Genomic DNA, 15,022 nt, shown 5'->3' with positions numbered 1-15,022 from the left:
GTGGCACCGGTACGTGTCGCGTGACTCAGGAAAGCCCGAGGTCCCGGTCGACAAGATCGAAAAGCTCCTGGTTGCTGGCGACGCGCAGCCGGTCGGCCACCTCGGCGGCCTCGTCGGGCCGCTCCCCCGCGCCCCGGTCGGCGGCGCCGAGGCGTTCCAGCAGCCGGTGCAGGCGCATGGTGACCCGCACCCGGCCGAGGTCGTCGGTGTCGCGCCGGACGAGGGCGGCCTCCAGCTCGTCGAGTTCCTCGACGGTCGGCAGCGCCTGCACCGATGCCTCGCTGACCAGCTCGCCGCGCAGGTGCTCGGCGAGCGCCTGCGGGGTGGGGTAGTCGAACACCACCGAGCTGGCCGGGCTGAGGCCGGTCTCCTTCGCGAGCCGGCCGCGCAGCTCCACGGCGGTCAGCGAGTCGAAGCCGAGGTCCCGGAACGGCCGGTCGGCCTCCAGGGCGTACGGGCTGTCGTGGCCGATGACCTCGGCGGCGGCGGTGCGGATCAGGTCGACCAGCAGCCGGTTCTGCTCGGCGGTGGTGAGGTCGGCGAGCCGCTTGCGCAGCCCGGTGCGGACCTCGTCGCCGCCGTCGGCGGCCGGGTCGGTGCCGGCGCGCTGGGCCGCCACCTCGGGCAGGTCGGCGATCAGGGGCCGGGGCCGGGCGGAGGCGAAGACGGGGGCGAAGCGGGCCCAGTCGACGTCGGCGACGGTGAGCACGGTGCCGTCGCCGGTGATCGCGGCGCGCAGGGCGGCCATCGCGGGTTCCCGGTCGAGCAGGGACACGCCGCGCCGGCTCATCGCGACGGCGTGGTCGTCGCTGACCATGCCGCCGCCGGCCCACGGTCCCCAGTTGACGGAGACGACCCGGGCCCGGCCGGCGGGCCGGGACTGCGCCCACGCGTCGAGGAAGGCGTTGCCGGCGGCGTACGCGCCGTGGTCGCCGACGCCCCACGCGGCGGCGATCGACGAGAAGTAGACGACCAGCTCCAGGTCGTCGGGGTCGAGGAACTCGTCGAGGTGGCGGGCACCGGCGGTCTTGCCGGCGACGACGTCGGCGAGTTCGTCGGTGCCGACGACGCTGACCGGGTTGAGCCTGCCGACGCCGGCGGCGTGCACGACGGCGCGTACGGTCTCGCCGTCGCGGCGCAGGCCGGCGACGAGGGCGGCGACGGCGTCGCGGTCGGCCAGGTCGCAGGCCACGGCGCGGGCGTGCGCGCCGAGGTCGGCCAGCTCGGCGAGGGTGGCGGCGACGCCGGGCGCGTCGGGGCCGCGCCGGCTGACCAGGATGAGCCGACGCGCGCCGTGCCGGGCCAGCCAGGCGGCGGCGTACGAGCCGATCGCGCCGGTGCCGCCGGTGATCAGCACGGTGTCTGGCGGCTGCCAGGCGGGGGCGTCGGGCCGCTCGGCGCGGGCGGCGCGGGCGAGGCGGCGCAGATGGGTGCCGAGGGGACGCACGGCGAGCTGGTCCTCGGCGTCGGTGTTGGTCAGCGCCCGCAGCAGGTGGTCCCCGGCGGCCGGGTCCAGCTCGGCGGGCAGGTCGAGCAGGCCACCCCAGTGGGCGGGGTGTTCCAGGGCGGTGACCAGGCCGAGGCCCCAGGTGGTGGCCTGGGCGGGGTGGGCGATCAGGTCGCCGGGGCCGGTGCTGACGGCCTGCCGGGTGAGCAGCCACAGCGGCCCGGCGGGGGCGGCGTCGGTGACGGCCTGGACGAGGGCGAGGTTGCCGGTGAGCCCGGCGGGCACGGCCGGGTGGTCGGGGTGGGGCCGCTCGTCGAGGGCCAGCAGCGACACGGTACGGGTGGCCGCGCCGGCCGCGAGCAGCGCGGCGAGTTCGGCGCGGGTGGCCGTGGCGGGGTCGACGGCGAGGGTCCGCACGGTGCCGCCGTGCGCGGCGACCAGCGCGCCGATCCGGTCGGCGGCGTCGGCGGCCGACTCGGTGGTGCCGGTGCCCCGGTCGGCGGCGGGCGACGCGGCGGTACCGGGCTGGCCGGCGGGGACGACCAGCAGCCACTCCCCGGTGGCGGGGCCGGCGGTTAGGCGGCGCTGCGGCCAGGTGATGCGGTAGCGCCAGCCGTCGACGAGCGCGTCGGTCTGCCGCTGCCGGTGCCAGTGGGCGAGGGTGGGCAGCTGGTCGCGCAGCGGCCGGTCCGGGTCGACGCCGAAGCGGGTGGCGAGGGCGTCGCCGTCGGCGTCGGTCACGGCCTGCCAGAACGCCTCGTCGGCGGTGCCGGCGGCGGGGGCGGCCGGCTCGGCGGTGCGCAGCACGTCGCCGTCGCCGACGGGCCAGAACCGCTGGTGCCGGAAGGCGTACGTGGGCGGGGTGACCGGGTCGGCGGCGGGCAGCAGGGCCGCCCAGTCGACCCGTACGCCGTGGCAGTGCAGCCGGGCCAGCGCGCCGAGCAGCGCCTCGGCCTCGCCCCGGCCGGGCCGCTGGACGCCGGTGACGAGGGTGCGGCCGGCGTCGGGCAGCGCGTCGGCGGCCAGGGCGGTGAGCACCGTGTCGGGGCCGACCTCCAGCATCGTGGCGACGCCGAGGGTGTGCAGGTGCTCGACGGTGTCGGCGAACCGGACGGCGTCGCGCACGTGCCGCACCCAGTAGTCGGGGGTGCAGATCTGCTCGGGGTCGGCGACCCGGCCGGTCAGGTTGGACACGAGCGGGACGGTCGGCGGGGCGTAGTCGAGGCCGGCGGCGACGGCGGCGAACTCGGCGAGCATCGGCTCCATCAGCGGGCTGTGGAACGCGTGGCTGACGGTGAGCCGCTTGGTGCGTACGCCGAGGGCGGCGAAGTGGTCGGCCAGGTCGGTGAGGGCGTCGCCGTCGCCGGAGACGACCACGGCGGCCGGGCCGTTGACGGCGGCGACGGCGACCCGGCCGGCGTACGGGGCCAGGGTCGCGGCGACGTCGGCCTCAGGCGCGGCGACGGCGAGCATCCCGCCGCCGGCCGGGAGGGCCTGCATGAGCCGGCCCCGGTTGCCGACGAGCGCGCAGGCGTCGGGCAGGCTGAGCACCCCGGCGACGTGGGCGGCGGTGATCTCGCCGACGGAGTGCCCGGCGACGAGGTCCGGCACGATCCCCCAGCCGGCGAGGAGCCGGTGCAGGGCCACCTCGACGGCGAACAGGCCGGCCTGGGTGAACACGGTCTGGTGGATCAGGTCGGCCTCGGCGCTGCCGTCGGCGGCGAACAGCACCGCCTTGAGCGGCCGGGGCAGGTGCGCGTCGAGGTGCTGGCAGACCTCGTCGAGGGCCTCGGCGAAGGCGGGGAACGCCCGGTACAGCTCGCGGCCCATGCCGGCGTGCTGGGCGCCCTGGCCGGAGAAGAGGACGGCGAGGGTGCCGCCGGGCTCGGCGACGTCCCGGGTGAGGGTGGGGTGGTGCTGCCCGGCGGCGAGGGCCCGCAGCCCGGCCACGTACGCGTCGCGGTCGGCGGCGAGCAGCGCGGCCCGGTGCCGCAGGTGGGAGCGGCCGGTGGCGAGCACCCGGGCGACGGCGGCGGGCTCTGCGGCCCCGGTGCCGGCCTCGGCCTCGGCCCAGTCGGCGAGGCGGGCGGCCTGGGCGGCCAGCCCGTCGGCGTCGTCGCCGGAGACCACCCAGGGCAGCAGCGGCGGCGCGGGCGGCTCCGCGTCGCCGGCCTGCGGCTGCGGCCGGTCGTCGGCGGGCGGGGCCTGTTCGAGGATGACGTGGGCGTTGGTGCCGCTGACCCCGAACGCCGACACGGCGGCCCGGCGGGGCCGGTCCACGGCGGGCCACGGGGTGGGCTCGGCGAGCAGCGCGACCGCGCCGGCCGCCCAGTCGACGTGCGGGGTGGGCTCGTCGACGTGCAGGGTGGGCGGCAGCAGGTCGTGCTGGAGCGCCATGACCATCTTGATGACGCCGGACACGCCGGCCGCGGCCTGGGTGTGGCCGATGTTCGACTTGATCGAGCCGAGCAGCAGCGGCCGGTCGGCGGGCCGGTCCTGCCCGTACGTGGCCAGCAGCGCCTGCGCCTCGATCGGGTCGCCGAGGCGGGTGCCGGTGCCATGGCCGTCGACGGCGTCCACGTCGGCGGCGGTGAGCCGCGCGTTGGCCAGGGCCTGCTGGATGACCCGCTGCTGGGCGGGGCCGTTGGGGGCGGTGAGCCCGTTGGACGCGCCGTCGGAGTTGGTGGCGGAGCCGCGTACCACGGCGAGGACCCGGCGGCCGTCGCGGCGGGCGTCGGAGAGCCGCTGGAGCAGCAGCAGGCCGGCGCCCTCGCCCCAGCCGGTGCCGTCGGCGGCCCCGGCGAACGACTTGCACCGGCCGTCGGCGGCGAGGCCGCGTTGCCGGGCGAACTCCAGGAACGGGCCGGGGGTGGCCATCACGGTGACGCCACCGGCGACGGCCGTGTCGCACTCGCCGGAGCGCAGCGACTGCACGGCCAGGTGCAGCGCCACCAGCGACGACGAGCAGGCGGTGTCGACGGAGACGGACGGGCCCTGCAGGCCGAAGGTGTAGGAGAGCCGCCCGGAGACGACGGCCGCCACGTTGCCGGTGGCCTGGTAGCCCTCGGTCTCGGCGCGGGCGGCCATCAGCAGCGTGGCGTAGTCCTGGCCGTTGGTGCCGACGAAGACGCCGGTGTTGCTCTCCCGCAGGTCGGCGGGGGCGATGCCGGCGCGTTCGAACAGCTCCCAGCCGGTCTCCAGCAGCAGCCGCTGCTGCGGGTCCATCACCAGCGCCTCGCGCGGGGAGATGCCGAACAGCGCCGCGTCGAACCCGGCGACGTCGGCGACGAAGCCGCCCTCGCGCACGTACGAGGTGCCGGGGGTGTCGGGGTCGGGGTCGTAGATGGCGTCGAGGTCCCAGCCCCGGTCGGCGGGGAACCCGGCGATGGCGTCGCGGCCGTCGGCGACGAGCCGCCACAGGTCCTCGGGGCTGGCGACGCCGCCGGGGTAGCGGCAGCTCATCGCGACGATGGCGATGGGCTCGTCGAGGGCGGCGGCGGCCCGGGTGGGCGCGGCGGCCTGCTCGGTGACGCCGAGGATGCGGTCGGCCAGCCAGCCGGCGAGCAGCGTCGGGGTGGGCCGGTCGAAGACGAGGGTGGCGGGCAGCCGCAGGCCGACGGCCTCGCCGAGCCGGTTGCGCATCTCCACGGCGCTGAGCGAGTCGAAGCCGATCTCCCGGAACGGCCGGTCCGCCCCGATCGCCTCGGCGGAGGCGTGCCCGAGCACGGCGGCGGCGTGCACCCGCACCAGCTCCAGCAGGGTGCGGCGGCGTTCCGGCTCGGCGAGACCGGCGAGCCGGCCGCGCAGCGGGGACGCCTCGGCCGGCTCGTCGTCGTCGCGGCTGCGGGCGGCGAGGATCCGGGCCACCTCGGGGATGTCCTCGATCAGCGGCCGGGGGCGGGTCATCGCGAACGTCTGGTGGAACCGGTCCCAGGCGATGTCGGCGACGGTGAGGGTGGTGTCGTCGTCGGCGAGGGCGCGGGCGAGCACGGCCACGGCCAGGTCGGGGCGCATCGGCCGGACCCCGGAGCGGAACATCTGGTCGGCGGCGCCGTCGGTCTCCAACATGCCGCCGCCGTCCCACGCGCCCCAGGCGACGGCGGTGGCGGCGAGGCCCCGGCGGCGGCGGTCCTCGGCGAGGGCGTCGAGGAAGGCGTTGCCGGCGGCGTAGCCGCCCTGGAGGCCGCCGCCCCACACGCCCGCGCCGGAGGAGAAGAGCACGAACGCGGACACGTCGCCGCCGAGGACCTCGTCGAGGTTGACCGCCCCGGCGACCTTGGCGTGCAGGCCGTCGGCCAGCTCGCCGACGTCGGTGCCGGCGAGCGGGCCGGCGTGGGCCACCCCGGCGGCGTGGAACACGGCGTCGACGGTGACGCCGTCGGCGGCGAGCCCGTCGACGAGGGCGCGCAGCGAGTCGGCGTCGGCCACGTCGCAGGCCGCGACGGTGACGCGCGCGCCGAGGCCGGTCAGCTCGGCCTCCAGCTCGGCCGCGCCGGCCGCCGCCGGGCCCTGCCGGCTGGTCAGCACCAGGTGCGCCGCGCCCTCGCGGGCCAGCCAGCGGGCCACGTGCGCGCCGAGGGAGCCGAGGCCGCCGGTGACCAGGGCGGTGCCGGCGGGCCGCCAGCCGGGCCGCTGCGGGGCGGGTTCGGCGGCGGCGCGGGCGAGCCGGCGGGCGAACAGGCCGGAGGTGCGCACGGCGACCTGGTCCTCGTGGCCGACGCCGGCCAGGACGGCGGCGAGCCGGCCCCGGGCGCGCCGGTCCAGCTTCGCGGGCAGGTCGACGAGGCCGCCCCACCGGTCGGCGTGTTCCAGGGCGGCGACCCGGCCGAGGCCCCAGACGAGGGCCTGCCGGGGGTGGTCGAGGGGGTCGGCGCGGCCGGTGGAGACCGCGCCGCCGGTGGCGCACCACAGCGGGGCGGTGATGCCGGCGTCGCCGAGGGCCTGCACGAGGGCGAGGGTGCCGGCGAGGCCGGCGGGGACGACGGGCCGCTGCGGGTGGGGGGTCTCGTCGAGGGCGAGCAGGGACAGCACGCCGGTGACGGCGGCGGCGTCGACCCCGGCGAGCCGCGCGGCCAGGGCCGCCCGGTCGGCGTCGGCGACGGCCAGCGGGGTCACGTCCGCCCCGGCCTCGCCGAGGGCCTGCACGACCTGACCGACGATCGGCTGGCCGGCGTACGCGGCGGGCGCGACGAGCAGCCAGGTCCCGCCGAGGGTGACGCCGGCGGCGGCGGTGAGCGGCGTCCACTGCACCCGGTAGCGCCAGGCGTCCACGGTGGACTCGTCGCGGCGGCGCTGCCGCCACGAGGACAGCAGCGGCAGGGCCTCGCCGAGGACGCGGGCGTCGGCGGTGTCGATGCGCATGGCGGCGGCGAGGGCGTCGGCGTCGGCGCGTTCGACGGCGTCCCAGAACTGCCGGTCGGCGGGGTCCTCGGCGGCGGCGGCCGGTCCGGTGCGTACGGGGGCCTCCGGCCAGTAGCGCTGCCGGTGGAAGGCGTACGTGGGCAGCGGCACGGCCGGACCGGTGCGCACGCCGCAGACGGCGTTCCAGTCGGCCTCGACGCCGCGCACGTGCAGCTCGGCCAGCGCGGTGAGGATCCGGGCCCAGCCGCCGTCGCCCCGGCGCAGCGTGTTGACCACGGCCGCCTCGTGTTCGGCGGTGTCGATGGTCTCCTGCATGCCGAAGCTGAGCACGGGGTGCGGGCCGACCTCCAGGAAGACCTGGTGGCCGTCGGCGAGCAGGTTGCGTACGGCCTGCTCGAAGTTCACGGTCTCGCGCAGGTTGCGGTACCAGTAGCCGGCGTCGAGCGTGGTGGTGTCGGTCTGCTCGCCGGTGAGCGCGGAATAGAACGGCAGCTCGGCGGGGCGGGGGGTGATCCCGTCGAGGCTGGCCAGGAGCCGGCCGGCGACCGCCTCGACCTGCGGGGAGTGGGAGGCGTACTCGACGTCGATGCCTCGCGTGCGCACGCCGTCGGCGGCGCAGGCGGCGACGAGGTCGGCGAGGTCGTCGACGTCGCCGGCCACCACGACCGACCCGGGGCCGTTGACCACGGCGACGGAGAGCCGCCCGGCCCACCGCTTGAGCAGTTCGCGGGCCCGGTCGGCGGGCAGGGCCACGGAGACCATGCCGCCCCGGCCGGCGATGTCGACGAGCACCTGGCTGCGCAGGGCGACGATCTTGGCGGCGTCCTCCAGGGTGAGGGCCCCGGCGACGCAGGCCGCGGCGATCTCGCCCTGGGAGTGGCCGACGACGCCACCGGGGCGGACGCCCAGCGAGCGCCACAGCCGGGCCAGGGAGACCATCACGGCCCACAGGGCGGGCTGCACGACGCCGGAGGCGACCAGCGGCGGGGCGCCCTCGGCCCCGCGCAGCACGCCGGTGAGGGACCAGTCCACCCAGGGGGTGAGGACGGCCTCGCACTCGGCGATGGACGCGGCGAACACCGGGGAGCTGTCGAGCAGGTCGACGGCCATCCCGGGCCACTGGGAGCCGTGGCCGGAGAACACGAAGACGGGGGCGGTGTTGCGCAGCGCCGTGCCGGTGACGACGCCCGCGACGGTCTCGCCGTCGACCAGGGCGGTGAGGCCCTGGGCCAGTTCGGCCTGGTCCTGGCCGAGCACGACGGCCCGGTGGCCGAACGCCGCCCGGGTGGTGGCGAGGGCGTAGCCGACCTCGGCCGGTTCGACCTCGGGGTGGGCGGCGAGGTGGGCGCGCAGCCGGGCGGCCTGTTCCCGCAGCGCGGCCCGGTCGGTGGCGGAGAGCACGAACGGCACGAGGCCGGCGTCGGCGGCGGCGCCGGGCCGGGACTCGGCGGCGACGGCCGGCTCGGGGGCCTGTTCGAGGACGACGTGGGCGTTGGTGCCGCTGATGCCGAAGGAGGAGACGGCGGCGCGGCGGGGCCTCTCGACGGCCGGCCACGGGGTCGCCTGCGTGGCCAGGGCGACGGCCCCGGCCGTCCAGTCGATGTGCGGGGACGGCGCGTCCACGTGCAGGGTGGGCGGGACGAGCCCGTGCCGCAGCGCGAGCACCATCTTGATCACCCCGGCGACGCCGGCGGCGGCCTGGGTGTGCCCGATGTTCGACTTGATCGACCCGAGCAGCAGCGGCCGGTCGGCGGGCCGGTCCTGCCCGTACGTGGCCAGCAGCGCCTGCGCTTCGATGGGGTCGCCGAGGGTGGTGCCGGTGCCGTGGGCCTCGACCGCGTCCACGTCGGCCGGGGTCAGCCGGGCGTTGGCGAGGGTCTGCCGGATGACGCGCTGCTGCGACGGCCCGTTCGGCGCGGTGAGACCGTTGGACGCGCCGTCGGAGTTGACGGCCGTGCCGCGCACGATCGCGTAGACCCGCCGGCCGTCGCGCTGCGCGTCGGAGAGCCGCTGCACGAGCAGCATGCCGACGCCCTCGCCCCAGCCGGTGCCGTCGGCGGCGGCGGCGAACGACTTGCACCGCCCGTCGGCCGACAGGCCGCGCTGCCGGGAGAACTCGACGAACGTCCCCGGGGTGGCCATCACGGTGACGCCGCCCGCGAGGGCCAGGTCGCACTCGCCGGAGCGCAGCGCCTGCGCGGCCAGGTGCAGGGCGACCAGCGACGACGAGCACGCGGTGTCCACGGTGACGGCCGGCCCCTCCAGGCCGAACGTGTAGGCCACCCGCCCCGACAGCACGCTGCCGGAGGTGCCGGTGCCGATGTAGCCCTCCACCTCGGCGGGCAGGTCCATCAGCCGGGAGGCGTAGTCGTGGTACATGACGCCGGCGAACACGCCGGTGCGGCTGCCGCGCAGCCGGTGCGGGTCGAGCCCGGCGGACTCGAACGTCTCCCAGGCGGTCTCCAGCAACAGCCGCTGCTGCGGGTCCATGGCCAGCGCCTCGCGGGGGCTGATGCCGAAGAACCCGGGGTCGAACTCCGCCGCCCCGTAGAGGAAGCCGCCGTGCCGGGTGTACGAGGTGCCGCTGTTGGCCGGGTCGGGGTCGAACAGGGTGTCGAGGTCCCAGCCCCGGTCGGCGGGGAACTCGCTGATCCCGTCGCCGCCGGTGGCCAGCAGCTCCCACAGCTGGTCCGGGTTGTCCGCGCCGCCGGGGAAGCGGCAGGCCAGGCCGACGATCGCGATCGGGTCGTCGAGGCCGGTGGCGGTGGCCGCCTCGGCGGGGGTGACGGTGGCGGCCCGGTTGCCGGCGAGTTCCGCGTACACCTGGCCGGCGAGGATGCGCGGGGTCGGGTAGTCGAACACCAGCGTGGACGCCAGCCGCAGCCCGGTGGCCGCGTTGACCCGGTTGCGCAGGTCCACCGCCGTCAGCGAGTCGAAGCCCAGCTCCCGGAACGCCCGGTCCGCCGGCACGGCGTCCGCGCCGCCGTGCCCGAGGACCTGCGCGACGAGGCCCCGGACGAGGGCGTCGACCTGGTCACGGGCGTCCTGCGGGTCGAGGCCGGCGATCCGGTCCGCCCAGTTGCCGTGGCCGGCCTGCCGGCGGGCGGTGACCGCGCCGAGCAGCACCCGCAGCAGCGACGGCACCCGGCCGGCGACGACCCGCGCCCGCATGGCCGGCACGTCGAGCACGGCCGGCACGAGGGCGGGCCGGCCGGCGGCGAGGGCCGCGTCGAACAGGTCGAGGCCGGTGGCGGCGCTCATCGGCGGGATGCCGGCGCGGGCCGAGCGGGCCCGGTCGGCGTCGCCGACCGTCGCGGCCATCCCGGCGGTGTCCCACATGCCCCAGGCGAGGCTCGCGGCGGGCAGTCCGGCCTGCCGGCGGTACGCGGCGAGGGCGTCCAGGAACGTGTTCGCCGCCGCGTACGCGGCCTGGCCGGGCGAGCCGAGCACCCCGGCGACGGAGGAGTACACGACGAACAGGTCGAGGTCCCGCCCGGCGGTCGCCTCGTGCAGGTGCCACGCGGCGTCGGCCTTCGGGGCGAGCACCCCGGCCAGCCGCTCGGGGCTGATCGCAGTGACCACGCCGTCGTCGAGGACGCCGGCGGTGTGCACGACGCCGGCCAGCCGGCCGTCGATCCCGGCGACGAGGGCGGCCACCCGGTCGGGGTCGGTGACGTCGGCGGCGACCACCTCGACGCGGGCGCCCAGGCCGGTGAGCCGCTCCGCCAGGGCGTCCGCGCCGGGGGCGGCCGGTCCCCGGCGGGACACCAGCAGCAGCGACCGGGCCCCGTACGCGGTGACGAGGTGCTCGGCGACGAGCGCGCCGAGCGCGCCGGTGCCGCCGGTGACCAGGACGGTGCCGTCGCCGAGGGCGGGGGCGGCCGGGGCGGCGGCCGGGGCGGCGGCGCGCACGAGGCGCGGGGTGAGAACGGCGTCGCCGCGCAGCGCCACCTGCCCGCCGGTGGCGGCGGGGTCGTCGGCCACCCGGGCGAGCACCGCCAGGGCGGCGGCATCGACACCAGCGGCGTCGGGGTCGGCGGCGTCGGGGTCGGTGGCCAGGTCGGCGAGGACGATCCGGTCGGGGTGCTCGGACTGCGCCGAGCGCAGCAGGCCCCACACGGCGGCCCCGGCGAGGTCGGTGACGGGGTCGTCGTCGCGGGTCGCCACCGCGCCCCGGGTCAGCACGACCAGCCGGGTGTCGGCCAGCGCGTCGGCGGCCAGCCACGCCTGGACCACGCCGAGCACGTCGGCCGCGACGGCCCGCACGACGTCGGGCAGGCTGGCGGGCGGGACGTCGGGCAACCCGGAGCGTTCGGCGGCGGGCAGGCCGCCTTCGGAAGAGGCGGCGGGCGCGGGGAGGACCGGGAGCACGAGGGCGCGGGGCAGCGGCTCCCTGGCCTCCTCGGCGGCGGCCAGCACCGCCGCCACGTCCGCGAAGACGGGCAGGTCGAGGGCCCGCACCGGGTCGGGCGGGGTCGCGGCCAGCAGCGCCCAGCCGGCGGGTTCCTCGGCGGGCGGCACCTCCTCGGCCTGCCAGGCGACCTCGAACAGCGAACGGGCGGCGACGCCGGGGGCGGTCAGGCCGGTCATCTCCCGCAGCGCGAGGGAGTCCACCGACACGACGGGGACGCCCGCGCCGTCGGTGGCGACGAGCCGCACCGCCGAGCCGTCGCCGGTCAGCCGCACCCGCAGCGCCGTCGCGCCGGACGCGTGCACCTGCGCGCCGGAGAACGCGAACGGCACCCGGGGGCCGCCGCCCGCGGCGGCGAGCAGCGCCCCGACGGGTTGCAGGGCGGCGTCCAGCAGCGCCGGGTGCACGCCGAACGCGGCGGCGGGCCCGGCCGCCTCCTCGGGCAGGGCGACCTCGGCGTACACCTCGCCGTCGCCGGCCCACAGCCGACGCAGCCCCCGGAACGCGGGCCCGTAGGCCAGGCCGCGCCCGGCGAGGGCGTCGTACCACTGCGCGAGGTCGACCTCGGTGGCCGCGACGGGCGGCCACACGCCGAGGGCGGGCTCGTCGTCGGCGGCGGGTTCGAGGACGCCCTCGGCGTGCCGGACCCAGCCGCCCTCCGGGTCCTCCTCGGCCTGGGCGTGCACGGTCACCGCGCGGTCGCCGGTGTCGTCGGCCGCGCCGACGCGCACCTGCACGCGGACGCCGCCGGCCTCGGGCAGGGTCAGCGGGGTGGCGACGGTCAACTCCCGCACCCGGGACGCGCCGACCTCGTCGCCGGCCCGCACGACCAGCTCGACCAGGGCCGCGCCGGGCACCACGACGACGCCGGAGACGGCGTGGTCGGCGAGCCAGCCGTGGGTGGCCAGGGACAGCCGGCCGGTGAGCAGCACCATGTCCTCGCCGGCCACGGAGACCGCCGCGCCGAGCAGCGGGTGCCCGGCCGCGCCGAGGCCGGCGCCGGTGACGTCGGCGATCCGGCCGACCGGCTCCAGCCAGTACCGCTCGTGCGCGAACGCGTACGTGGGCAGGTCGACCCGGCGCGCGCCGGCCCCGGCGAGCAGGGCGTCCCAGTCGACGGGCAGGCCGTCGGCGTGCAGCCGGGCCAGGGCCTCCAGCAGGGCGCGCGGCTCGGGGCGGTCCTTGCGGGCCAGCGGCACGAGCACGGCGGTCGGGTCGGTGAGGCAGCTCTGCGCCATCGCGGTGAGCACGCCGTTGGGGCCCAGCTCGACGTACGTGCCGACGCCGGCCTCGGCGAGCCGGTCGACGGCGTCGGCGAAGCGGACGGCCTCGCGGACGTGCCGCACCCAGTAGTCGGGGCTGCACAGCAGCTCCGGCCCGGCGACCCGGCCGGTCAGGTTCGACACGATCGGCACGGTGGGCGGGGAGAACGTCAGCCCGGCGGCGACGGCGGCGAACTCGGCGAGCATCGGGTCCATCAGCTCGCTGTGGAACGCGTGGCTGACCCGCAGCCGGTGGATGGGGGTGCCCCGCTCGGCCCAGTGGGCGGCCACCTCCTCGACGGCGGCGGCGTCGCCGGAGACGACCACGGCGGCGGGGCCGTTGACGGCGGCGATGCCGATGCGGCCGGTCACCCCGGCGAGGGACTCGACCACGGACGCCTCGTCGGCGGCGACGGCGAGCATCGCCCCGCCGGCCGGCAGGGCCTGCATGAGCCGGCCCCGGGCGGCGACGAGCGTCGCGGCGTCGGCGAGGGTGAGCACCCCGGCGACGTGCGCGGCGGCCAGCTCGCCGATGGAGTGGCCGACGAGGTAGTCGGGGGCGAGCCCGAACGACCCGGCGAGCCGGAACAGCGCCACCTCGACGGCGAACAGCCCGGCCTGGGTGAAGACGGTCTGGTGCAGCAGGTCGGCTTCGGGCGTGCCGGCGGCGGCGAACAGCACCTCGCGCAGCGGCCGGGGCAGGTGCGCATCGAGCGCGGCGCACACCTCGTCGAGGGCGGCGGCGAACACGGGGAACGCCTCGGCCAGCTCGCGGCCCATGCCGGGGCGCTGCGCGCCCTGCCCGGAGAAGAGGAACGCGACCCGGCCCCGGGGCGCGGCGGTGCCGGTGAGGACCGGCGCGGCCGGCTCGTCGGCGGCGAGGGCGCGCAGCCCGGCGAGCAGCTCGGCGCGGTCGGCGGCGAGGACGACGGCCCGCCGGTGCAGCCCGGCGCGGGCGAGCGAGGACGCGGCGACGTCGACGGGGCGGGCGTCGGGGTCGGCGTCGAGGTGGTCGGCCCAGCGGCGGGCCAGCGCGGCGAGGGACTCAGGGCTGCGGGCCGACAGCAGGACGGGCACCAGCGGCGGGACGACGGCCGGCGCGGCCGGGTCGGGCTCCTCGGCGGCGGGGGCCTGTTCGAGGATGACGTGGGCGTTGGTGCCGGAGATGCCGAACGACGACACGGCGGCCCGGCGCGGCCGGTCCACCTGCGGCCACGGCCGGGGCTCGGTGAGCAGCGACACGGCCCCGGCCGACCAGTCGATGTGCGCAGACGGCGCGTCGACGTGCAGGGTGGCGGGGAGCCGGCCGTGCCGCAGCGCCTGCACCATCTTGATCAGCCCGGCGACGCCAGCGGCGGCCTGGGTGTGGCCCAGGTTGGACTTGACCGAGCCGAGCCACAGCGGCTCCGCCCCGGCCCGGTCCTGCCCGTAGGTGGCCAGCAGCGCCTGCGCCTCGATCGGGTCGCCGAGGGTGGTGCCGGTGCCGTGCGCCTCGACGGCGTCCACGTCGGCGGGGGCGAGCCGGGCGTTGGCCAGGGCCTGCCGGATGACCCGCTCCTGGGAGGGGCCGTTGGGCGTGGTGAGGCCGCTGCTGGCTCCGTCCTGGTTGACGGCGCTGCCCCGGATCACCGCGTAGACGCGGCGGCCGTCGCGCTGGGCGTCGGAGAGCCGCTGGAGCAGCAGCACGCCGACGCCCTCGGCCCAGCCGGTGCCGTCGGCGGCGTCGGCGAACGACTTGCACCGCCCGTCGGGGGCGAGGCCGCGCTGCCGGGAGAACTCGGCGAACACGCCGGGGGTGGACAGCACGGTGACGCCGCCGGCCAGCGCCAGGTCGCAGTCGCGCTGGCGCAGCGCCTGCACGGCGAGGTGCACGGCGACCAGCGACGACGAGCAGGCCGTGTCGACGGTGACGGCGGGCCCTTCGAGCCCGTACGTGTAGGCGACCCGGCCGGAGACGAGGCTGCCGGAATTGCCGGTGCCGAGGTAGCCCTCGACGCCCTCGGGCAGGTCCAGCACCCGGGAGGCGTAGTCGTGGTACATGACCCCGGCGAAGACGCCGGTGCGGCTGCCGCGCAGCCGCTGCGGGTCCAGGTCGGCGGACTCGAACGCCTCCCACGCGCTCTCCAGCAGCAGCCGCTGCTGCGGGTCCATGGCCAGGGCCTCGCGGGGGCTGATGCCGAAGAAGGCCGGGTCGAACTCGGTGGCGTCGTAGAGGAACCCGCCCTGGTCCGTGTAGGAGGTGCCCGGGTTGTCCGGGTCGACGTGGAACAGCCGCTCCAGGTCCCAGCCCCGGTCGGTGGGGAAGTCGCCCAGCCCTTCCCGGCCGGCGTCGACGAGGTCCCACAGGTCGTCCGGGCCGCGTACGCCGCCGGGGAACCGGCAGGCCATGCCGACGACGGCCATCGGCTCGCGGTCCTTCGCCTCCACCTCGCGCACCCGCCGCCGCGCCTCACGCAGGTCGGCCGTGGCACGCCGGAGGTAGTCGAGGAACTCCGCCTCAGTGGGCATCGGGCCACTCCGTATCGGGATCAGACGTCCGGG

The 15,022-nt window shown here is 78.0% G+C and carries 1 protein-coding gene; it reads right to left on the bottom strand.

The features are described from left to right. Positions 1-25: 25 nt before the first annotated feature. Positions 26-14,989 carry a type I polyketide synthase gene (locus GA0070558_RS29960; protein WP_091286120.1) on the bottom strand — a complete coding sequence of 4,988 codons (14,964 nt, stop codon included), beginning with the start codon at positions 14,987-14,989 and terminating at the stop codon, positions 26-28. Positions 14,990-15,022 lie beyond the last annotated feature (33 nt).

This window comes from Micromonospora haikouensis (genome assembly GCF_900091595.1).
In the GTDB taxonomy this organism is placed as follows: Bacteria; Actinomycetota; Actinomycetes; order Mycobacteriales; family Micromonosporaceae; genus Micromonospora; species Micromonospora haikouensis.
Note: the sequence above shows the minus strand (reverse complement) of the source record. Positions and strands in the feature narration are given on the sequence as shown.

Coding starts and splice junctions, on each gene's coding strand:
- GA0070558_RS29960 (WP_091286120.1), bottom strand. CDS start 14,989: ATGCCCACTGAGGCGGAGTTCCTCGACTACCTCCGGCGTGCCACGGCC.